This window comes from Caldimonas mangrovi (genome assembly GCF_023721835.1).
GTDB classification, from domain to species: domain Bacteria; phylum Pseudomonadota; class Gammaproteobacteria; order Burkholderiales; family Burkholderiaceae_C; genus Caldimonas; species Caldimonas mangrovi.
This window is the reverse complement of the sequence record NZ_JAMKFE010000003.1, coordinates 46,596-65,751: the sequence shown is the minus strand read 5'-3', so window position 1 is coordinate 65,751 and position 19,156 is coordinate 46,596. Positions and strand designations below refer to the sequence as shown.

Here is a 19,156-nt window from a genome sequence, read left to right as displayed (position 1 = left end):
AGGCGCCGGCGCGCTTCACCGCACGGCATGGGCCCAGTCCTCTTCGAGGTACCGCACCAGCGGCTGCGTGTTGAGGTAGTTCGGCTCCACCGGCACGCGCGCCATGTCCGGCGGGAAGTCGAACAGCTGCCCGAGCAGCTCGGGCGTCAGGTAGCGCGTGGCCACAGGAAGCCGCGACGGTACACGATAGGCCGTGTTCATCGAGGCCAGCATGAAGCCCCATTCACCGAACGACGGCACGTAGACGTGATACGGGCGCACCTGCCAGCCGGCGTCTTTCAGGGTCGCCTCGATGGACCAGAACGCCCTGGGCGCGTAATACGGCGAGGTCGACTGGATGGACACCAGGCCGCCGGGGCGCACATGCCGCGCGAGCATGCGATAGAACGGCACGGAATAGAGCTTGCCGAGCCCGTAGTTCGACGGGTCGGGAAAGTCCACCACCACGGCATCGAACGACTGCTGCGTGCCTTCCAGCCACTGCGCGGCGTCCTGGTTGACCACCGTCACCCTGGGGTCGTGGAAGGCGCGCGCGTTGAGCGCCGCGAGATCGCCGGCGTCACGGAACAACGACGTCATCTGCGGGTCGAGATCGACCAGCGTCACGCCGCGCACCTGCGGGTACTTCAGCACTTCGCGCAGCGCCAGGCCGTCGCCCCCGCCCAGGATCAGCACCTCGCGCGCCTGTGGCAACGCCGCCATCACCGGGTGCACCAGCGCCTCGTGGTAGCGGTGCTCGTCGCGCGACGAGAACTGCAGGTTGCCGTTGATGTACAGCCGGGTGTCGTCCTTCCAGCGCGTCACCACGAGGCGCTGGTAGGGCGTGGTCACGGCCTGCACGATCTGGTCGCCGAACAGCCGCTGCTCCGACCACAGCGTCATGCGGTCGGCGTGGAAGAAGCCGGCGCCCAGGGCCGCGAGCACCACCACCGCCCGCCAGCGCTGGCTGCGGTAGGCCGGCAGCTCGGCCCGAAAGTGCCACAGTGTCCACAGCGCAACGGCCACGTTGAGGGTGCCGAACAGGAAGGCCGTGCGGATCAGCCCCAGCGAGGGCGCGAGCAGCAGCGGAAACAGCAGCGAGACTGCCAGCGCCCCGAGCGAATCGAAGGTCAGCACCTTCGCCACCAGCTCGGAGAACACCGCCTTGCGCGCATGGAGCACCCGCATCACGAGCGGAATCTCCATGCCGACCAGCACGCCGATCGAGAACACCAGCACGTAGAGCAACGCGCGGAACGGCGCCGCCAGCCAGGCGTAGGCGAAGAACAGCAAGGCCGCCGACAGCCCGCCGATCAGGCCCAGGGCCAGCTCGATGTCGACGAAGCGGCTCAGCAGGTCCTGCTCGCCGACGTATTTCGACAAGGCCGCGCCGACGCCCATCGCGAACAGATAGCAGCCGATCACGGATGAAAACTGCAGCACCGAGTCGCCGAGCAGATAGCTCGCCATGGCGCCTGCGACCAGCTCGTAGGCAATGCCGCAGGACGCGACGACGAAGACGGACAGGATCAGGATGCGGTTCAAGGGACGCTGGGCCCGCCGGTGCGGCCGTCGAAAGGTGCCGGCATCTTAGGGCAAGGGTGAACCGCACCGCCGGCCGGCACAGGCAGGACGGCCCCGCTCCTGCGGCAGACCCTTGTCGATAGAATCGAGCGACCCTCGAAAGGGGCCGCCGTCGAGCCGCCGGGCGCGCCAGCGCCAACGGACCACAAGATCCAAAGTGAGCATGAACACCACTTTTCTTCTCGGCTACCTGAGCTACTTCGGCAGCGGCATCGTTCTGATGCTGCTGTTCATGGTGGTCTACGAACGGGTGACGCCGTACTGCGAACTCGCGTTGATGCGGCAGGGCAACCGCGCTGCGGCGCTGTCGTTCGGCGGCGCCTTGCTGGGGTTCACGCTCACGCTCGTGTCGAGCGCGCTGCACGCGGTGGGCTGGCTGCAATTCCTCGCCTGGAGCGCCGTGGCCGGACTGCTGCAGCTCGTGGTCTTCTGGCTGGTCGCGATGGTGGTGCGCCAGATCAAGCTCCACATCGAGAACGGCAACGTCGCCGTGGGCATCGGCCTGTTCTGCGCCAGCGTGGCGCTGGGCGCGCTCAACGCCGCATGCCTCAGCTAGCCGCCGCGACGGACATCTCAACCACGCAAAGGGGTCGAACATGAGCCTGATGGACTTCATCAAGAAGCAGTTCATCGACGTCATCCACTGGACGGAGTCGGGCGACGACGTGCTGGTGTGGCGGTTTCCCACCGCCGACATGGAAATCCAGTACGGTGCGTCGCTGACGGTGCGCGAGTCGCAGGCTGCGGTGTTCGTCAACGAAGGGCAGGTGGCCGACGTGTTCGGGCCCGGCCTGTACAAACTGACGACCCAGACGCTGCCGGTGCTGACCAACCTCAAGCACTGGGACAAGCTGTTCGAGTCGCCGTTCAAGAGCGAGGTGTATTTCTTCAGCACCCGCTCGCGCATCGGCCGCCGCTGGGGCACGCCGCAGGCCGTCACGGTGCGCGACCAGGACTTCGGCGCGGTGCAGGTGCGCGCGTTCGGCCAGTACGCCTACCGCATTGTCGACCCGAAGAAGCTGATGTCGACCATCTCCGGCACGCGTGACGCGTACCGCATGGACGACGTCGAAGACCAGTTGCGCGGCACCATCGTCACGGCGATGGCCACGTCGATCGGCAAGTCGGGCGTACCCTTCCTCGACCTCGCGGCCAACCAGACCGAGCTCGGCCGCATCGTGCGCGAGGCGGCCCAGGCTTCGTTCGCGGCGCTCGGCCTGTCGCTCGAAAGCTTCGAGCTGATGTCGCTGTCGCTACCCGAAGCGCTGCAGGAAGCCCTCGACAAGCGCATTCGCATGGGCATGCTCGGCAACCTCGACCAGTACACCAAGATGCAGGCTGCCGACGCGATCCCGATCGCCGCCGGCAACGAGGGCGGCGTCGCCGGGCTGGCGGCCCAGATGGCCGTGGGCCTGGGCATGGGACAGGCAGTGCAACAGGGCATGGCCGCCGCCGCGGTGCCGGCGTCTGCCTTGCCGGCCGCCACGGCAGCCGCTGCCGGCACGCCCGCCGCCGCGCCGGCCGAATCGCCCGAAGCCAAGCTGGCACAGCTGAAAAGCCTGCTCGACAAGGGCCTGATCGACCAGGCCGACTATGACGCGGCCAAGAAGGCCGTGCTGTCCAAGCTGACGTCGTGAGCGCACGGCCGCTGTTCCACGCGCCCTGCCCGGCGTGCGGGGCGCCGGTCGAGCTCGCGTCTTCGGCCAGCTCGTTTGCCGTCTGCGGGTATTGCCACAGCCACCTGAGCCGCGACGGCGACGCGCTGCAGGCCACCGGGCACAAGTCGGAGGTGCTGGAAGACTATTCGCCGTTGCAGCTCGGCGCCGGCGGCCGCTGGCACCAGCGGAGCTTCACGCTGGTCGGCCGCATCCAGATGCGCTACGACGGCGGCTACTGGAACGAGTGGCACGTGCTGTTCGACGACGCCAGCTTCGGCTGGCTGTCCGATGCTTCCGGGCAGTTCGCGATGCTGCAGCGCCTGCCGGCGACGCAACCGCTGCCCACCTACGCGTCGCTCGCGCCCGGCGTGCCGGTCCCGGTGGAGGGCCTGGCGGCCGTCGTTGCCGACAAGCGCGAGGCCCGCTGCGTCGCGGCGCAGGGCGAGTTGCCTTTTCCGGTCGACGAGCGCTGGACCGCGCAGGTGGCCGACCTGCGCGCGCGGGGCCGGTTTTTCACGCTGGACTACAGCGATGCCGAGCCGGTGCTGTACCAGGGGCATCCGGTCCTGCTCGAGCAGCTGCAGATGCAGCTGCTGCGCGACGAGCAGACCATCAACGAAAGCGCCGGACGGCTCAAAGGCAAGCTGCAGGCGCTGGCCTGCCCGCACTGCGGCGGCACGGTCAAGGCAGTGGCCGGGACCACCCCGGTGGCCACGTGTGCCAGCTGTGGCAGCACGCTGGACGTCCAGGGCCGCACCGCCCAGTTGATCGCCGAGGGGCACCAGGCGCGGGCGCGCCTGCAGGGCGTGTTTCTCGAAGCGGGTGACGTCGGCGTGCTCAAGGGCGTGTCGTGGACCGTGCTGGGTGTGATCGCGCAGAGCGCCCGCTCCGACGGCGAAACCTATCGCTGGACCGACTACCTGTTGTTCAACGCGAAGCACGGGTTGCGCTGGTTGTCCCAGCCGGGCGACGATGCAGACGACGACGCCTGGCTGTTCGTCGAGTCGCTGGACGAATGGCCGGCCAGGCCGGACCCGCGCCGTGCCGAGCTGCGCGGCCACAGCTTCCAGCTGAAGGACCGCTACGACAGTCGCGTCGAGCGCGTCTGGGGCAGCTTCAATTGGACCGTGCGCGTCGGCGACACGACCGCCTGCGAGGAGTTTGCCGTGCGGCGGGGTACGCCCGGAATGCCGCAGGGCAGCGTCCTGACCTGCGAGACCACATCGCATGAACAGGTCTGGTCGCTCGGCGTTCCGCTGTCGCATGCGGCCGTCGCCGCCGCCTTCGGCAAGAAGACCGCCGCCGCGCGACAACGCCGCCCGCTCGACGGCAACGCCGGCCGGGTCGAGTCGCTCGACAACGCGATGACGCTGTCGCTGTTCGGGCATGGGTTTCTCTGGGTGACCCATCCGTCGATGTTCGGTCTGCTGCTCGGCCTCGCGACGCTCGGCGTGCTGTGGGTCGTGAAAACCGCGATGAAGGGCTGACGTGCGCAAGCTGTTGATGTATCTCGCGGTGCTCGGGTCCCTGCTGGGCCATGGCGCCTACGTGCTGTCGGACGACCGCGGCTCCGGCGGCTCGAGCTACCGCTCCTACGGCGGCGGCTCCAGTGGCTGGGGCGGTTTCTCCGGGGGCCACAAATGAATGGCACCGGCGCCTATGCGCCACAAGGCCTGCATGTGCTGGCCGATCTGGTGGACGCAGACCCGGCGCGGCTGGCCGACGCCGCCGGCATCGAACGCGAAGCCCGGCGGGCCGCCGAACTGGCCGGTGCCACCGTGCTGCGCAGCGAGGTGCATGGCTTCGGCCCCGGCCAGGGGGTGGCCGGCGTGGTGCTGCTGGCCGAATCGCACCTGACCTTCCACACCTGGCCCGAGCACGGCTACGCGGCGCTGGACGCCTTCATGTGCGGAGCCTGCCGGCCGCAGGCGGCCATCGATCATCTGGTGCGTGCGCTCGGCGCACGCTCGGTGCGGGTGCAGACCGTCGAGCGCGGCCGCCTGCCGGCGCCGCCCCAGATCGGCTAGGAGTCTGGGCGGCAGAAGCCCCCCGGACTCCTGGCCTGCGGCTTTGCGCACGGCTCCCCCGAGCCCCCTCCGCGAGGGAGCTCCAGCTTGTCGGACCGCACCTTCCAGCCTCCCTCCGAGAGGGAGGCTCCAGTCAGTCTGACGAGCTCTCCACCGCCGCTCAGCGTGCGCTCAACTCCGCTTCGGCTTGGTAGCGGGTGTCGGCCAGGGCCTGCCGGGCCTCGGTGATGACCGCCAGTCGAGCCTTGCGCCGGGCGATCTCGGCCGGGATGTGGTTGCGCGGGCTGTCCTCGTCGTAGCGCGCTTGCAAGGCGCCAAGGTCCGGCGTGTCCACCGTGTCGCCATGACATGCGCCAGGTTCCCATCAGGCAGCCAGTCCTGGATCGCTTCGCCGACAGCAGCATCTGCTGCGGCTCATAGGGAAGGTGGTTCGCGGCCATGGCCACGAAACCCACCTCGACTCTCGGCCCCAGTCAGGCACGTCCCTTCTGCCGCCCGGACTCCTAGGACCTACAACCGGCCCTGCCCGTCGTCCAGCGGCGGCTCCACCGGCACGGCACGCGCCAGCGCCATCCACACGCCGAAAGGCAGCCGCCCGTCGATCAGCGGCTGGCGCTTGGGCGCCGGCCGTGCCAGTTCGAGCGGGCCGTCGAACTGCTCGCCGTGCGCCACGATCACGCCGAACTCGGGCGGTATCTCGTGCGGCTCGGCGATGCCGGCCGCAATGACGTAATAGCACTCGCGGCTCAGCGCGAGATACGCCGCGCGCTTGGCGTCGTGGCGCAGGTCGCTGTGCAGGTCGGCACGCCGCACCTTGATCTCGTGCACGACCGGTTCCAGATACGCCTCGACGCTGGTGTGGCGCACCGAATAGACGTCCGGCCGGGCGATGCACCAGCGGCCCGACGGCGGCACCGGTGGCGCCTCGAGCTCGGGCATCAGCGGCACCGGCTCCAGCGCCACGGCCGTGCCGCCTTCGAGCCTGGCACGCAGGCTCAGGCCCCGCCACGCCAACCGCCCCGTGCGCGCCTGTTCGTGCGCGACCCGCTCGACCAGCCGTTCATGGCGGTCGAGCGCCGAGCGGTTGCGCTGCAGCGTCTGCGCCAGCAGCTCGATGCCCGCCGGCGTCACGCGCAGCCAGTCCCGACCCTCGGGCGACGCGATGCGCTCGACCAGGCCGGCCGCCAGCAATTCGATCTCGACCGGGTCGAGGCAGGGCCAGCCCGCCGAGCGATAGATCTCGCGCAGGCGGCGGTGGTGGAGTCGTGTGAGGGCCGGCATCGAGGCACGATCTTCGCATTTCGAGGCCGGCCCTGGAGGGCGCCCGCGGTCAGCGGCAGCCCTCGAACTGCGCGCCGATCACCGGCCATCCGTCGCCGAGGCACTTGCCGTTCGTGGTGACCGCGCCGTCGAGCGTGTTGCCCTGGCAGAGCAGCGGTTGCGACGGTGCGGGTTGGTGCAGCACCTCGAGCGCCGCGCCGCCCACCTGTGAAAAGCGGTTGTGGACCAGCATGATCCCGGCCAGCCGGCTGCCGGTGTAGGAACGGCGGCTCACCACCCCGGTATGCGGGTCGCGACGTTCGAGCGTCGAGGTGCGGCCCGAGCCGACGCCGAGGCGCGCGCCGGCCGCCAGCGTGCTCGTCACGGCATTGCCTTCGATCAGCACGTGCTCGACCCCGACGCGGTCTTTCAGGGCCGGGTTCGACAGCTCGTCGAGGAAGGCCAGTGCATGCACCTCCACCCCGCCATGGTGGGACGGCGATGGCGGGCACGGTGCGGGCTTGCCGTCGCAGAACTTCGGCGGGCGGTAGGCGGGTGCCGTGGTCTGCACCCGCTGGATGATGTTGTCGCGCACCAGCACATGACGCACACCGAACGACACGTAGCCTTGCTCGCGTGCGAGCAGGATGCCGGCCGCATGCGGGGTATCGGCGATGGTGTTGCGACGGATCGTGAGGTGCTCTCCCCCGACCACGGTGATGCCGCGGCCCCAGTACTGCCCCGACACCGCGTTGCCTTCGACGAGCACGTTGTGCACGAGGTGGGTCGATCGCCTCGTTTCATAGGCCCCGCCCACCTGTTGTGCCGACTCCGCCCACCAGCCCCCCTGGCCCAGGTAGGAGACGATCGCGATCATGTCGTCGCCGGTCTCTCGGACGGTGTTGTTCAGCACGCGCCCATGCGCCGAGCCGCCGGTGACATGGATACCGTCGGCCAGCGATCGCTCGACCCGGTTCTCGGCGACGAGGAAATCGTGCGCGCGGTACACGAAGATGCCGGCTGACGAAGCGCTGTTGGCTCCGCCGGGCCCGCGACCCGGCAGCACCTTGTTGCCCCGCACGATGTTGCCGACCAGCACGCCGCTGCCCGGGCCGTCGGGATACAGCGCGATGCGGGCCTGCCACGGTGCCGACAAGCGCCTGTCGGTGTCGGCGGTCAACGTGAAGCGGTAGACGCCCACCCCGCTGCGGCGCACCAGCAGGGCCATGTCGTTCGGGTTGGTGGCATGCAAGGTCGCGCCGTCGCCCCACAGCACGACGTTGGCCGTGCGGACCTGCAGGCTGCGCGCATGCTTGTAGCGCCCCGGCGGAAAGACCAGCCAGTCGCCTTCTTTCAGCGACTTCAAGGCGTCGTCGATGGCCTGCGTGTCGTCGCCTTCGTCGTCGGGCACCGCGCCGAAGGCGGTCACATCCTTGCGCTTGTCCATTGCCGGCTGCAGCGGCAGCGGCGGAAGTGCTGCGCAGGACGGGAGTTGCTGCTGCGCCTCGGCCGCCTCGAGGGGTTCGTTGCTTCCCGCGCCGCCCCCGCACGCGGCGAGTACCGCGAGCAGGATGGCGGCCACCAGCCGTGCTGCAGCGGGGTGCCGCCCGGCGCGGCGGGTGCCTCGTTGACGGCCGGACCGGTGCTCTTGTTGCATTTTCATCTCGCCTTCCCTGGTCGATGGGCAGCCGGCGGCCACCGCAGGCCGAGACCATGGCAAGCCCGCTCGGGACGGTCAACTCGACTGCGCAACATTCCGGCGGCCGCCGCGGGCCGCGTCGGTGCCGTCCAGGTCCATGTACACGGGCTTCGGCGCACCGCCTGCCCCCGGCCATCGGCACTTGTCTTACGCAATCACACTTACTCGGTTGATGCCTGCACACCACATCGCGGGCCGCATGCCTGGGCACGCCGCGTGCTCTACGTCCTGAACGACCCCAAGGAAACCGCCCCATGGATGCCATTGAATTGCTGACTCGCCAGCATCGCGAGATCGAAGAACGCATGAAGCGGGTGCTGCAGGACCAGGCACCCCGCACCTTGCAGAAAAGCTTTCGTGAAGTGGCCGACCACCTGGGCGCCCACATCGCCTCGGAAGAACAGGTGTTCTACCCGGCCGTGAAGGCGCAGCGCACCGAGGACATCCTGCTCGAATCGCTGGAGGAGCACTTGTCGCTGAAACGGCTGCTCAGCGACCTGATGCAGATGCAGCCCGGCGACGCCGCGTTCGAAGCGAAGTTCAAGGTGCTGAAGGAACAGACCGAGCACCACCACGAGGAGGAGGAGGAACACCTCTTCCCCAAGGTGCACAAGCTGCTCGACGACGACCGGCGTGCGGCGCTGGGCCGCGAGATGATGGCCTTCCAGGTGGAGATGCACGCCGAAGGCGAGCCCGCCGAGGAAATGGCCGGGCAGACCGACAAGGCTGCGCGGCTGTAGACCCCGGCGCAGCCGGTGGGCGCGCCGCGGCTACTTCTTCCGCGCCAGCGACAGCGCGATGCCGAGCGCCAGGCCGACGCCGATGCCCATCGTTACATTGCCGTAGGCCGCGCCGAGGGCAGCGCCCAGTGCGATGCCGATGGCCATCCATTTGGCCACCGTCAGCTCCTGCGCGGCGCCGAGCCGCGGCCCATCAGCGCCAGCGCCGCCAGGCCGGCCGTCACCAGTGCCGCGGTGGTCTTCGGGTGCAGCACCGCCCTGGTATACAGGCTGGGCCGCACCATCTGCCCCGGATGCCGCCCGCGCACGCGCCCATCGGCACCCGGCTGGTACAGGTTGTCCTGCTGCGCCAGCGGCGGCCCCTCGCGCAGCTGGGCCTTGAACATCGTTTTCTCGCTGAAGCGGTCGAGCCAGCGCGGCGCATGGCTGTTCATCGTGCTCATCACCTTGCTGCTGCTGCCCACGAAGATGTCGCGCTTGGGGCGTTCGGCGGCATGCAGAATGGCGCTGGCGACCTCCTCGGGCTTGTAGACCGGCGGCGGCAGCTTGGGCTCGTGCTCGGTGTAGTTCTTGGCGTGCTCGGTGAAGGGGGTGGCGATGCCCGCCGGCTTGATCAGCGTCACCGAGATCGGCGCGCCTTCTTCCTCCAGCTCCATGCGCAGGCTGTCGGTGAAGCCCTTCACGGCATGCTTGCTCGCGCTGTACATGCCTTGCAGCGGCATCGCGCGGTCGGACGTCAGGCTGCCGAGGTTGATGATGGCGCCGCCGTGCCGGCGCAGGTGGGCGGCCGCGATCAGCGAGCCATAGACCACACCCCAGAAGTTGGTCTCGAACAGGCGCTGGTGGTCGCGGTCGCGCACGTCTTCCAGCCGGCCCCAGATCGCCACGCCCGCGTTGTTGACCCAGGTGTCGAAGCCGCCGAAGTGCTCGACGGCCGTGTCCGCCACCAGCTGCAGGTCTTCGCGGCGGCCGACGTCGGCCACCACGTACATCGCCCGGCCGCCCTGTGCGACGATCTGCTGGGTCGCGTCGGCCAGTGCCGGCTCGTCGCGTGCCACCAGCAGCACGGTGGCGCCGCGCCGGGCCGCCATCTGCGCGGTCGCCAGGCCGATGCCGCTCGACGCGCCGGTGATGACGATGGTTTGTTCGTGCAGGGGTTTCAGGTGCACCGCCATGGTGAATTCTCCAGTTGAAAGGGTCGCGTGGGCCGCGGCACGGCAGGCCGGCCGTGCGGCCGGGACACCCGCGCCGCATTGGGCTGGCGGCAACCGGCGTGCCGGTCGGTGTTTGTCCGACGGGCTCCGGGCCCCGCGGCAATGAGTGCGCTGCCCCGCCTGCTGGCCGAGGTGCGCGCCTGCACGCTGTGCGCGCCGCACCTGCCGCACGGCACCCGCCCGGTGCTGCAGCTGCACCCCGACGCATGCATCCTGATTGCCGCACAGGCGCCGGGGCGCAAGGTGCACGACACCGGCATCCCGTTCAACGACGCCAGCGGCGAGCGCCTGCGGCAATGGATGGGCATCGAGCGCGAGGTCTTCTACGACCCGCACCGCATCGCGATCCTGCCGATGGGGCTGTGCTATCCCGGCACCGGCCGCTCGGGCGACCTGCCGCCCCGCCCGGAATGCGCCCCACGCTGGCGCGAGCGCTTGCTGGCGGGGCTGCCGAACGTGGCGCTGACCCTGGTCATCGGCCGCTATGCACAGGCGTGGCACCTGCCGAACCGCGGCCGCACGCTGACCGAACTGACGGCAGGCTGGCGGGAGCACGCGCCGGCCGTGTTCCCGTTGCCGCACCCCAGCCCGCGCAACCAGCTGTGGGTGCGGCGCAACCCGTGGTTCGAGGCCGAGCTGCTGCCGGCACTGCGCGAGCGCGTGCAGCAGGTACTGGCCGGCCAGGCGTGACGGAACGCTCGTCAAGCGGGGCGGGCCGCCCGCCGCGCCGGCAACGGGCCCGGTTCATGCTTGAGCCCGCGGGCCCCTCACCCGCCATGCACACAGCCAGGCCCGTCATGCCGCTCGCTCGCACGCTCGCCACGTCCCCGCCGCCGCTCGCCGATGCCCCGGTTGTCGCGGTCTCCGGCGACACGCTCGCCGCCTTGATCAACCTCGCCGGTCGCCAGCGCATGCTGTCGCAGCGCATCGCGCTGCAAGCCGTGCTGGCGTCGCTGGGCCACGAGCAGGCGCTCGCCGCGGCGCGCGAGGCCGTCGGTCTGTTCGCCGACAGCCACGCCACGCTGATCCACGGCAAGGGCCGGCTGCCGGGTGCCCACTTCGAGGAAATTCGCGCCGCCTACTTCGGGCCGAACGGCGGCGACGCACGCATCCAGGAATTCATCGGCCTCGCCCGGCGCACGCTCGATGCGCTGGAGGCCTCGGCCGCGCAGGGGGCCGGCCTGATGCAGGCGCTGATCGCCGGCGCCACGCCGATCCTGGCGCTGCTCAACCAGATCACACAGATCTACGAGGCCGAGTCGCGCCGCTGTGCGGCAGCGCTGCAGCGCCGCCTGGGCGACCTGCTGGGCGACATCACCTCGGTCGCCAAGCAGGCCCGCATCGTCGCCGTCAATGCGCAAGTGGTGGCCGTGCGGGCCGGCGACGCCGGGCGCGAGTTCACGGCCGTCGCCAATGTGATGACGCAGGTCACGGCCGAGATGGACGAGCTGGCGCAGGCGGCGGCGACCTTGTCCACGACGTGAACGTGTGCACCAGCACGCCGCCCACCGCGGCGTAGATGGCCCAGCGCGCCATCGGCCGCAGCAGGGCTGCGTTGTAGGTTTCCAGCAGGAAGGAGGCCGCGAGCAGTGCCGGCCCGACGGCCACCGCCGTCGAGGCCAGCATGCGCGGGACGGCCCAGCGCGGATGCCCGGGTGCCGTTGCGGCCCCGGCCAGCGCCAGATTGAGCAACGCCGACCACAGCAGGTAGATGTGCACCGAGCGGTAGAACAGGCGGGGGCCGTCCGGCATGCCGCGCAGGTGGTCGTGCACCCAGTGCATGTACTGTCCGCTGAGCACGAAGGCCAGCAGGCCCAGCACACCGACGCCAAGATGGACGTAACGCCACGACATCGCGACACCCTCCGTTTGCTTGTCTTGTACAGGCCGGCTGCCGCGGCCCACGTGCCTGAAAGCTACCACGGCGCGCAGGCGTGCAGCTCGGCGTATCGCGTGCCCGGCGCTCCCGCCCGAATGAAAGCCCTACACATCGACCACCGAGCCGCAGGTCACGTTGAGCAGGCAGGCCGTCACGGCGCCTGCTCGGTCGGAGGCCGCGAACACCGCGGCGTCCGCGAGCTGTTGCAGCGTCGGCAGCCGTTGCAGCAGGGTTGCGCTGCGCGCGCGTTCGGCGAGCATGCCGTCGACCGTCATCCCCGCCTGCTGCGCCGCCTTGCGGAACACTTCCGCGGTGTGCGAGTGCCGGCCCAGCGCCTCGGGAATCGCGTCCGACCTCAGGCACACCGCGCGCACGCCGTGCGGGCCGAGCTCACCGGCCAGGTGCCGCGTCATCGCCTCGACCGCCGCGCATGCCGCCCCATAGCCCATGAAGCCGCCGCCCGCCATGCGAGCGCCGGGGGTCGACAGCATGAGGATCACGCCGGTGCCTTGGCGCACCATCCGCCGTGCCGCCGCCCGCGCCGTCAGGAAGTTGCTGCGTGTGTAGCCTTCGAGCGGGTGCGCGTATTCGTCGTAGCCCAGCTCGAGCAGCGGGGTGCCCTGCACATGCGAGATGCCGACGGCGTTGAGCATCACATCGAAGCGGCCCGTTGCTTCGGCCACCGCGGACGCGTGGTGCTCCACGGCCTCCTCGTCCAGCACATCGAGCGCGGCGCACTCGGCCTGCCCGCCTGCGGCCACGATCTCGGCCGCCACCGCGTCGAGCCTGGCTTGCGTGCGGCCGGCGAGATGCACTCGCGCCCCTTCACGGGCGAACGCGCGCGCGACGGCGCCGCCGATCGCCCCACCACCGCCGTAGACCACGGCAACCTTGCCTTCCAGCCACATGAGCATCTCCTCGGGTCTTGCCGCCGGCCCCTATGGCGACGGTCTGCCCAAGGACGAACGCGCGTGGCCGCAGCCGACACCTTTCAGGGCGTGTGAGGCGGCAGCATGCCGGGATCGAACCAGACCACCGGCCGGATCTCGAAGACGCCCGTCTCGAAGCTCAGGCGCCGTGCCGCCGCGACGGCGTCGTCGAGCGTCGCGCACTCCAGGAAGTAGAGGCCCATCAACTGCTCCTTGGTCTCGGCGAACGGCCCGTCGGTGACGAGCGGCTCGCCGCTGCCGACGCGCAGTACCGTGCCGGCCGCGTCCGGCGCGAGGCGCATCACCGGACCCATGCGGCCTTCGGCGCGCAGTTGCTGGCGCAGCTCGGCATGCCGGCCCAGCACGTCGTCTTCCTGGTCGGGCGCCCAGGCAGCGACGTGGGCTTCGCTGCCGTAGATCAGGATGGAATAGAGCATCGATCGTCCTCGCTCATGCAATCGGTTTCGCGATGCCGCGCCGCGGCACGCCCTGCGCCAACCGGTCGAGTTGGCCGCGCAGGTGTGCAGCCTCCGCTGCAGTGCGCGACAAGCCCATCGCCGCATCGAATGCCGCGCGCGCCTCCGTGTCGCGACCGAGCTGCATCAACAGTGCGCCCTTGACACCATGGAAGTGGAAGTGGCCGGCGAGCCGGTCGGCCAGCGGCTCGATCATCGCGAGGGCGACCTCTGCACCCTGCAGTTTCGACATGGCCACCGCACGGTTCAGCGTGACCACGGGCGACGGCTGCAGCGCTTCGAGCACCGCATAGAGACGGTCGATCTCGGCCCAGTCGGTGTCTTGCGCGCGGCGCGCCTGCACATGCGTCGCAGCGATCGCCGCCTGCAGTTGGTAAGGCCCCGGCCGGCCGCGCCGCAAGGCTGGCTCGACGAGTGCGAGGCCTTCGTCGAGCAGCGCCCGGTTCCAGCGTCCCCGGTCCTGGTCTTCCAGCAGCACGACCGCGCCCTCGGCGTCCAGCCTCGCTGCGGCACGCGCATGCTGCAGCAGCAACAAGGCCGTGAGGCCGGCGATCTCCGGCTCTTCGGGGAACAGTTGCAGCAGCAGCCGCGCCAGGCGGATCGCCTCTTCGCACAGCGGCACGCGCACGTGCTCGGTGCCGCTGGTGGCCGAATAGCCCTCGTTGAACAGCAGGTAGACCGTCGCGGCGACCGCACCCAGCCGCACAGACCGCTCGGCGGCGCCGGGCGCTTCGAACGGCAGGCCGGCCGTTGCCACGCGCCGCTTGGCGCGCGTGATGCGCTGCTCCATCGCGCTGTCGCTGACAAGAAACGCCCGCGCGATTTCGGCCACCGGCAACCCGGCAACGACGCGCAACGCCAGCGCGATCTGCTGCGTGGCCGGCAGCGCAGGGTGGCAGCAAGTGAACAGCAGACGCAGCACGTCGTCCCGGTAGGGCGCGTGGTCGAGCTGCTCGGCCCATGCCGCCTGGGTTTCGCCGCGATCGGAAAAGAAGTCGTCCGACGGCAACGGCACGTCGCGGCGGCGTCGGCGCACATCGTCGAGCCCGGCGTTGCGACCCACCAGCACCAGCCACGCCAACGGCTCCGCAGGCGTGCCGTCGACGGGCCACCGCTGCAATGCACGCAGGCTCGCCTCCTGAAAGGCTTCCTCGGCCGTGTCGAGGTCGCGGAAGTAGCGCAGCAGGGCGGCAACGGCACGCGGTCGGGCGTCTCGAAGCGTGGTCGCGATCCAGGCGGCGACGGGGAGCTCTCGGGGTTCGGGGATGGGCATGGCGGGTTCGTTCATACCGGCGCAGACCTCAAGGACGAACCAGTATGCGCGCAGCCGACAGGGGTGGCGGACCGTTGCAAAAGACGCCTTCCGCTGCCGCGGTGGCTGCCGCCGCCGTCAATAGCCGGCCAGCGCGACGCCGTCGAGCGCCTGCACCACCAAGCCGATGCAGCCCAGCGTGTACAGCGCGGCGAGCAGCATCGCCGCGCGCCGGCCCTGCCGCGGCACCCACCGCGCCAGCGCCAGGCCGGCGAGCGGCAGCAGTTGCTGGGCATGGACGCCGAAGAAATGAGCGGGCCGAAGATCGCCGCCGGCCAGTGACCACCCGACCAGCGGCAAGCCGGAGCCATCGGGCGGCTGCACGGCCGACAGCAGCCCGCCGATGCCCGCACCCAGCAAGAAGGTCAGCCCCAGGCCCAGCAGCACGGACGCCCGGTAGGCCGGCGGCAGCGCCGGATCCGGATGGCGGTACAGCTGCCAGGCCAGCAGCGGCTGCGACGCGGTCAGCAGCAGTGCGCCCAGGCCCATCAGGGGGTACATCACCGCGTGGAAGGTGCCGGCGACGTTGTAGTGCGAGCCTTCGCCCAGGCCGGCCTGCAGCGCGATGTAGGCCAGCTCGAACGACCCGGCGCCGACGATCAGCGCCACCACCCATCGCACGCCGCGCGAATGCCGTTGCGCCGGCGACAGGTGGCCGATGAACCAGGCGGTCGTGAGCGCCAGGACGGCGATCGACACTGCGAACTTCATCGGCTTGACCCAGACATTCACGCCGCGCAGCAGCCGCTCGTCCAGCCCCCAGGCCAGCGTGGCGGGCAGCAGCAGCACCAGCAGCACGGCAGCGAACACCGTCAGCGTGCGCTGCCGGGCGAGCAGTTCCCGCGGCACGCCGGCCAGGCGGTGGGCGCGGCCGGTGCTGTGCGGCGCAGGGGTCGAGACGAGCGTGTTCATGCAGCCTCCTCGGGCAGAAGTGAAACGGACAGGCTCAGAGGGAGGCCGCGGACAGCCGGGCCCGACCGGCCGCAAGGCCGCGCACGAGCGCATAGCCCAGCAACCCCGCGGGGCCGAACAGGAAAGTCAGGGCCAGCAGCGGAACCCACACCCACGCGCGCAGCCCGAGCACCACGGCGCGCTCGGCGATCCAGTTGCCGACGAACAGATCGAATGCCAGGTAGTGCAGCCAGCCCGCCAGCAACAGCCCGGGCACCGAGAACAGCTGCTGCACCTGCTGCAGCGAGCCGTAGCCACCGGTGCCCCAATGCGTCGCGATCAGGCCCGCATACGCCACCGCCAGCAACAGCGGCACGACACGCCCGGCGAAGCGGCGAGCCAGACCGGCATGGCGGCCGAACAGCGGCGCCAGGACCAGCGCGGCCCAGCCGAGCAGGGCCAGGCTGTTGGCCAGGCCGAACCACGTTTCAAGAGCAGGCAGGTTCATCGAGGCACCTCATTTGAACAGTGTTAAGTTCACTCTAGCGACACATCTGAACGGTGTCAAGTTAGACTGCCGCCATGCCGAAGAAGCCGCCCCCGTCCCCCGCTGCCCGCACGGCCTACCACCACGGCGCCTTGCGTTCGTCGCTGATCGATGCCACCGAAGCGCTGCTGGCCGAGCGCGGGCTGGAAGGTTTTTCGCTGCGCGAAGTGGCGCGCCGCTCGGGGGTATCGCCTGCGGCGCCGGCGCACCACTTCGGCGACGCCGATGGCCTGCTGACCGTGGTCGCCACGCTGGCCTTCGACGGGTTGACCGAGGCGCTGGCGGCCGGCAACGCCCGTGGCGGCAGCGACCCCGTGGCACGCCTGCGCGAACAGGGCGTGGGCTATGTGCGCTTCGCGCTGCGCCACCCCGGCCGCTTCGGGCTCATGTTCCGTGCCGGCAACCACGGCGACGATGCCGAGTTGCAGCGCAGCGGGCACGCGGCCTTCGCGATGCTCGAGAACGGTGTGCGCGACCTGCTGGGGGTGCCGCCCGATCAGCCGCTGACGGCGCCGCAGCACGCCGTGCTGATGTCGATCTGGTCGACGGTGCACGGGTTCGCACACCTGACGCTCGCAGGACAACTGCACCACACCCGCTGCGACCTGAGCCTCGAAGCTTCCGTCGACGCGGTGGTCGGCCCGATGTTGCAGCAGCAACTGGAAGGGTTGCAGGCGGTGATGGAGGGAACCGGGAAGCAGCGGGCACGATGAGCCACTGTTAGCATCTCGTCCCAGCCGCCCACCCCGTTCCACGACCGGCTCGCCGCCGTCCTGAGCTGGAACCCCTCACCCCAGGACCTCCCATGACCCGCATCGACGACCCGCTGCACGACCGTGAGGCCGGCAACGCCGACAGCACGCAGGACCTCACCCGCATCGACGACGTGCGCATCCGCGCGGTGCGGCCGCTGATCTCGCCGGCGTTGCTGCTCGATGAAATTCCGATCCCCGCGCCGGTGCAGGGCCTGGTGGAAGACGCGCGCTCGCGCATCGCCGACGTGCTGCACGGTCGCGACGACCGGCTGCTGGTGGTGGTGGGGCCGTGCTCGATCCATGACCACGACCAGGCCATCGAGTACGCGCAACGCCTCAAGGCGCTGGACGCGGGGCTGCGCGATGAACTGCTGCTGGTGATGCGCGTGTACTTCGAGAAGCCGCGCACCACGGTAGGCTGGAAGGGCTACATCAACGACCCCCGCCTGGACGGCAGCTTCCACATCAACGAGGGGCTGCGCCGCGCGCGCGAGCTGCTGCTGGACATCAGTGCGCTGGGCCTGCCCTGCGGCACCGAGTTCCTGGACCTGTTGAGCCCGCAGTACATCGCCGACCTGGTGAGCTGGGGCGCGATCGGCGCGCGCACCACCGAAAGCCAGAGCCATCGCCAGCTGGCCTCGGGCCTGAGCTGCCCGGTGGGCTTCAAGAACGGCACCGACGGCGGCGTGCAGGTGGCGGTGGACGCGTTGCAGGCCGCGCGCGCCAGCCACGCCTTCATGGGCATGACCAAGATGGGCCAGGCGGCGATTTTCGAAACCCGGGGCAACGACGACTGCCACGTCATCCTGCGCGGCGGCTCCAAGGGGCCGAACTACGACGAGGCGAGCGTCGACGCCGCCTGCGCCGCGCTGGCGAAGGCGGGCCTGCGCGAGAGGCTGATGGTGGACTGCTCGCATGCCAACTCGGCCAAGCAGCACCGCCGCCAGATCGACGTGGCCGCCGACATCGGCCGCCGCGTGGGCGAAGGCGAGCGCCGCATTGCCGGCTTGATGATCGAAAGCCATCTGGAAGAAGGACGGCAGGACCTGGTGCCGGGCGCCCCGCTGAAGCACGGCGTTTCGATCACCGACGCGTGCATCGGCTGGAGCCAGACCGAGGACGCGCTGCGAGGGCTGGCACAGGCCGTGAAGACGCGTCGCGGGTGAGAGGGTGCGGCGCACGAGGCGCCGCGAGGCCCTTGACGTTCTAGGACAATCGTCCTAACATCGGGATGTGGGACGATTGTCCTAGCCGCTCCATCCCGCCCCCATGAACGCCGCAAGCACGCTCGCCAAGTCGACCCGCGATCAGATCGTCGAAGCCGCCGACAGGCTGTTCTATCGCACCGGCTACGAGTACACCTCGTTCGCGCACATCGCCGATGCCGTGCAGATCTCGCGCGGCAACTTCTACCATCACTTCAAGACGAAGGACCAGATCCTCGACGCGGTGATCGGCGTCCGTCTGGCCCGCACGCAAGAGATGCTCGCGCAGTGGGAGCGCGAAGCCGCCGGTCCCGAGGAACGCCTGCGCCGCTTCATCGAGATGCTGAGCGCCAACCGCGCGGACATTCAGCGATACGGCTGCCCGGTCGGCACCTTGTGCACCGAGCTCGCCAAGCTGCAGCATGCGGCCCACGACGACGCCAACCAGCTGTTCACGCTGTTCCGCACCTGGCTGCGCAAGCAGTTCCGGTTGCTGGGGCGCAAGGCGGATGCCGAGGCGCTGGCGATGCACCTGCTGGCGATGAGCCAGGGCGTCGCCACGCTGGCCCATGCGTTTCACGACGAGAAGTTCATCCGCGAGGAAGTCCGTCGCATGCACGAGTGGCTGACATCGTGCCTGGGCGACGCCCCCTCGCACACACCCCACGACTGACACCCGACGAGGCATCGATGTTTCTCGTACTGCTGAAGTTCTCGGCGCACAGGTCCCGAGCCAGGGACCACATGGACGCCCACGTGCAATGGATACAGCGCGGCTTCGACGACGGGGTTTTCGTGCTGGCCGGCAGCCTGCCGCCGCAGCAGGGCGGCGCACTGCTGGCGCACGGCGTCTCGCGCGACGAACTGCAGGCCCGCATCGACGACGACCCCTTCGTCAGGGAGCAGGTGGTCAGCGCCGAGATCGTCGAGATCGCCCCGTCGAAGGCCGACGCCCGGCTGTCGTTCCTGGTTTGAACCGACTTCCCCTCCTTCGATCCGCG

At 70.0% G+C, this 19,156-nt stretch carries 24 protein-coding genes; 12 read left to right on the top strand and 12 right to left on the bottom strand.

What is annotated here, in order from left to right; genetic code table 11:
- Positions 1-15: 15 nt before the first annotated feature.
- A complete protein-coding gene (locus M8A51_RS05410; protein WP_251777160.1) occupies positions 16-1,524 on the bottom strand; it encodes a polyamine aminopropyltransferase in 1,509 nt (502 codons plus the stop codon).
- Between the two features lie 202 nt (positions 1,525-1,726).
- Between M8A51_RS05410 and M8A51_RS05405 the strand changes: the two genes are divergently transcribed.
- The 5 genes from M8A51_RS05405 to speD are packed head-to-tail and all read left to right on the top strand — an operon-like array spanning position 1,727 to position 5,248.
- Positions 1,727-2,119 carry a DUF350 domain-containing protein gene (locus M8A51_RS05405; RefSeq protein WP_251777159.1) on the top strand — a complete coding sequence of 131 codons (393 nt, stop codon included), beginning with the start codon at positions 1,727-1,729 and terminating at the stop codon, positions 2,117-2,119.
- 40 nt (positions 2,120-2,159) lie between these two features.
- Positions 2,160-3,200 (top strand): SPFH domain-containing protein, encoded by a 1,041-nt coding sequence (locus M8A51_RS05400; protein WP_251777158.1) that lies wholly within the window; start codon positions 2,160-2,162, stop codon positions 3,198-3,200.
- The gene (locus tag M8A51_RS05395; protein WP_251777157.1) at positions 3,197-4,708 is read left to right on the top strand and encodes a DUF4178 domain-containing protein; all 1,512 of its coding nucleotides are present in this window, start codon (positions 3,197-3,199) and stop codon (positions 4,706-4,708) included. Before M8A51_RS05400 ends, M8A51_RS05395 begins: the two co-directional genes overlap by 4 nt.
- A gap of 1 nt (position 4,709) precedes the next feature.
- On the top strand, positions 4,710-4,865 hold the full coding sequence (locus tag M8A51_RS05390; protein WP_251777156.1) for a hypothetical protein: 156 nt from the start codon (positions 4,710-4,712) through the stop codon (positions 4,863-4,865).
- Positions 4,862-5,248, top strand: coding sequence for an adenosylmethionine decarboxylase (speD, locus tag M8A51_RS05385; protein ID WP_251777155.1), 387 nt, complete (start codon positions 4,862-4,864; stop codon positions 5,246-5,248). Before M8A51_RS05390 ends, speD begins: the two co-directional genes overlap by 4 nt.
- A 160-nt stretch (positions 5,249-5,408) precedes the next feature.
- Here speD and M8A51_RS05380 read toward each other — a convergent pair whose 3' ends face one another.
- The 3 genes from M8A51_RS05380 to M8A51_RS05370 form a co-directional block, all read right to left on the bottom strand.
- Positions 5,409-5,582 (bottom strand): hypothetical protein, encoded by a 174-nt coding sequence (locus M8A51_RS05380; RefSeq protein WP_251777154.1) that lies wholly within the window; start codon positions 5,580-5,582, stop codon positions 5,409-5,411.
- 176 nt (positions 5,583-5,758) lie between these two features.
- Positions 5,759-6,529 (bottom strand): hypothetical protein, encoded by a 771-nt coding sequence (locus M8A51_RS05375; RefSeq protein ID WP_251777153.1) that lies wholly within the window; start codon positions 6,527-6,529, stop codon positions 5,759-5,761.
- Between the two features lie 49 nt (positions 6,530-6,578).
- On the bottom strand, positions 6,579-8,171 hold the full coding sequence (locus M8A51_RS05370) for a glycosyl hydrolase family 28-related protein (protein ID WP_251777152.1): 1,593 nt from the start codon (positions 8,169-8,171) through the stop codon (positions 6,579-6,581).
- Between the two features lie 290 nt (positions 8,172-8,461).
- Here M8A51_RS05370 and M8A51_RS05365 point away from each other — a divergent pair, with 290 nt between their 5' ends.
- Positions 8,462-8,947, top strand: coding sequence for a hemerythrin domain-containing protein (locus tag M8A51_RS05365; RefSeq protein WP_251777151.1), 486 nt, complete (start codon positions 8,462-8,464; stop codon positions 8,945-8,947).
- A 30-nt stretch (positions 8,948-8,977) separates the two neighbouring features.
- Here M8A51_RS05365 and M8A51_RS26245 read toward each other — a convergent pair whose 3' ends face one another.
- Positions 8,978-9,106: a hypothetical protein gene (locus M8A51_RS26245; protein ID WP_259371919.1), complete on the bottom strand. Its 129-nt coding sequence runs from the start codon at positions 9,104-9,106 to the stop codon at positions 8,978-8,980.
- A 2-nt stretch (positions 9,107-9,108) separates the two neighbouring features.
- Complete coding sequence (locus M8A51_RS05360; protein ID WP_251777150.1) at positions 9,109-10,122, bottom strand: SDR family oxidoreductase; 1,014 nt, start codon at positions 10,120-10,122, stop codon at positions 9,109-9,111.
- 141 nt (positions 10,123-10,263) lie between these two features.
- On the opposite strand from M8A51_RS05360, the gene M8A51_RS05355 reads away from it, so the two are divergent.
- Together M8A51_RS05355 and M8A51_RS05350 are read left to right on the top strand one after the other, a co-directional pair.
- The gene (locus M8A51_RS05355; RefSeq protein WP_251777149.1) at positions 10,264-10,851 is read left to right on the top strand and encodes a uracil-DNA glycosylase family protein; all 588 of its coding nucleotides are present in this window, start codon (positions 10,264-10,266) and stop codon (positions 10,849-10,851) included.
- Between the two features lie 107 nt (positions 10,852-10,958).
- Positions 10,959-11,645, top strand: coding sequence for a type IV pili methyl-accepting chemotaxis transducer N-terminal domain-containing protein (locus M8A51_RS05350; protein ID WP_251777148.1), 687 nt, complete (start codon positions 10,959-10,961; stop codon positions 11,643-11,645).
- On the opposite strand, the gene M8A51_RS05345 is transcribed toward M8A51_RS05350, so the two are convergent.
- The 6 genes from M8A51_RS05345 to M8A51_RS05320 form a co-directional block, all read right to left on the bottom strand.
- On the bottom strand, positions 11,590-12,015 hold the full coding sequence (locus M8A51_RS05345; protein ID WP_251777147.1) for a hypothetical protein: 426 nt from the start codon (positions 12,013-12,015) through the stop codon (positions 11,590-11,592). The genes M8A51_RS05350 and M8A51_RS05345 overlap by 56 nt on opposite strands.
- Positions 12,016-12,144: 129 nt before the next feature.
- Positions 12,145-12,948, bottom strand: a complete 804-nt coding sequence (locus M8A51_RS05340) for an SDR family NAD(P)-dependent oxidoreductase (RefSeq protein WP_251777146.1) — start codon at positions 12,946-12,948, stop codon at positions 12,145-12,147.
- Between the two features lie 83 nt (positions 12,949-13,031).
- A complete protein-coding gene (locus tag M8A51_RS05335; protein WP_251777145.1) occupies positions 13,032-13,406 on the bottom strand; it encodes a YciI family protein in 375 nt (124 codons plus the stop codon).
- Between the two features lie 13 nt (positions 13,407-13,419).
- Positions 13,420-14,718 (bottom strand): RNA polymerase sigma factor, encoded by a 1,299-nt coding sequence (locus M8A51_RS05330; protein WP_251777144.1) that lies wholly within the window; start codon positions 14,716-14,718, stop codon positions 13,420-13,422.
- Positions 14,719-14,835: 117 nt separating this feature from the next.
- A complete protein-coding gene (locus M8A51_RS05325; protein WP_251777143.1) occupies positions 14,836-15,669 on the bottom strand; it encodes a hypothetical protein in 834 nt (277 codons plus the stop codon).
- A gap of 34 nt (positions 15,670-15,703) precedes the next feature.
- Positions 15,704-16,156 carry an ABA4-like family protein gene (locus M8A51_RS05320; protein WP_251777142.1) on the bottom strand — a complete coding sequence of 151 codons (453 nt, stop codon included), beginning with the start codon at positions 16,154-16,156 and terminating at the stop codon, positions 15,704-15,706.
- A 74-nt stretch (positions 16,157-16,230) separates the two neighbouring features.
- Here M8A51_RS05320 and M8A51_RS05315 point away from each other — a divergent pair, with 74 nt between their 5' ends.
- From M8A51_RS05315 to M8A51_RS05300, 4 genes are all read left to right on the top strand, one after another.
- A complete protein-coding gene (locus M8A51_RS05315; protein ID WP_251777141.1) occupies positions 16,231-16,908 on the top strand; it encodes a TetR/AcrR family transcriptional regulator in 678 nt (225 codons plus the stop codon).
- Between the two features lie 92 nt (positions 16,909-17,000).
- Positions 17,001-18,116: a 3-deoxy-7-phosphoheptulonate synthase gene (locus M8A51_RS05310; protein WP_251777140.1), complete on the top strand. Its 1,116-nt coding sequence runs from the start codon at positions 17,001-17,003 to the stop codon at positions 18,114-18,116.
- A 103-nt stretch (positions 18,117-18,219) separates the two neighbouring features.
- Positions 18,220-18,828, top strand: coding sequence for a TetR/AcrR family transcriptional regulator (locus M8A51_RS05305; protein WP_251777139.1), 609 nt, complete (start codon positions 18,220-18,222; stop codon positions 18,826-18,828).
- 17 nt (positions 18,829-18,845) lie between these two features.
- Positions 18,846-19,130: a YciI family protein gene (locus M8A51_RS05300; protein ID WP_251777138.1), complete on the top strand. Its 285-nt coding sequence runs from the start codon at positions 18,846-18,848 to the stop codon at positions 19,128-19,130.
- The last annotated feature ends 26 nt before the right edge of the window (positions 19,131-19,156 follow it).

What these genes read in the sequence shown, in the direction of transcription:
- M8A51_RS05405 (WP_251777159.1), top strand. Translation starts at nt 1,727, where the DNA reads ATGAACACCACTTTTCTTCTCGGCTACCTGAGCTACTTCGGCAGCGGC.
- M8A51_RS05400 (WP_251777158.1), top strand. Translation starts at nt 2,160, where the DNA reads ATGAGCCTGATGGACTTCATCAAGAAGCAGTTCATCGACGTCATCCAC.
- speD (WP_251777155.1), top strand. Translation starts at nt 4,862, where the DNA reads ATGAATGGCACCGGCGCCTATGCGCCACAAGGCCTGCATGTGCTGGCC.
- M8A51_RS05375 (WP_251777153.1), bottom strand. Translation starts at nt 6,529, where the DNA reads ATGCCGGCCCTCACACGACTCCACCACCGCCGCCTGCGCGAGATCTAT.
- M8A51_RS05370 (WP_251777152.1), bottom strand. Translation starts at nt 8,171, where the DNA reads ATGAAAATGCAACAAGAGCACCGGTCCGGCCGTCAACGAGGCACCCGC.
- M8A51_RS05365 (WP_251777151.1), top strand. Translation starts at nt 8,462, where the DNA reads ATGGATGCCATTGAATTGCTGACTCGCCAGCATCGCGAGATCGAAGAA.
- M8A51_RS05360 (WP_251777150.1), bottom strand. Translation starts at nt 10,122, where the DNA reads ATGGCGGTGCACCTGAAACCCCTGCACGAACAAACCATCGTCATCACC.
- M8A51_RS05355 (WP_251777149.1), top strand. Translation starts at nt 10,264, where the DNA reads ATGAGTGCGCTGCCCCGCCTGCTGGCCGAGGTGCGCGCCTGCACGCTG.
- M8A51_RS05350 (WP_251777148.1), top strand. Translation starts at nt 10,959, where the DNA reads ATGCCGCTCGCTCGCACGCTCGCCACGTCCCCGCCGCCGCTCGCCGAT.
- M8A51_RS05345 (WP_251777147.1), bottom strand. Translation starts at nt 12,015, where the DNA reads ATGTCGTGGCGTTACGTCCATCTTGGCGTCGGTGTGCTGGGCCTGCTG.
- M8A51_RS05340 (WP_251777146.1), bottom strand. Translation starts at nt 12,948, where the DNA reads ATGTGGCTGGAAGGCAAGGTTGCCGTGGTCTACGGCGGTGGTGGGGCG.
- M8A51_RS05335 (WP_251777145.1), bottom strand. Translation starts at nt 13,406, where the DNA reads ATGCTCTATTCCATCCTGATCTACGGCAGCGAAGCCCACGTCGCTGCC.
- M8A51_RS05330 (WP_251777144.1), bottom strand. Translation starts at nt 14,718, where the DNA reads ATGCCCATCCCCGAACCCCGAGAGCTCCCCGTCGCCGCCTGGATCGCG.
- M8A51_RS05325 (WP_251777143.1), bottom strand. Translation starts at nt 15,669, where the DNA reads ATGAACACGCTCGTCTCGACCCCTGCGCCGCACAGCACCGGCCGCGCC.
- M8A51_RS05320 (WP_251777142.1), bottom strand. Translation starts at nt 16,156, where the DNA reads ATGAACCTGCCTGCTCTTGAAACGTGGTTCGGCCTGGCCAACAGCCTG.
- M8A51_RS05315 (WP_251777141.1), top strand. Translation starts at nt 16,231, where the DNA reads ATGCCGAAGAAGCCGCCCCCGTCCCCCGCTGCCCGCACGGCCTACCAC.
- M8A51_RS05310 (WP_251777140.1), top strand. Translation starts at nt 17,001, where the DNA reads ATGACCCGCATCGACGACCCGCTGCACGACCGTGAGGCCGGCAACGCC.
- M8A51_RS05305 (WP_251777139.1), top strand. Translation starts at nt 18,220, where the DNA reads ATGAACGCCGCAAGCACGCTCGCCAAGTCGACCCGCGATCAGATCGTC.
- M8A51_RS05300 (WP_251777138.1), top strand. Translation starts at nt 18,846, where the DNA reads ATGTTTCTCGTACTGCTGAAGTTCTCGGCGCACAGGTCCCGAGCCAGG.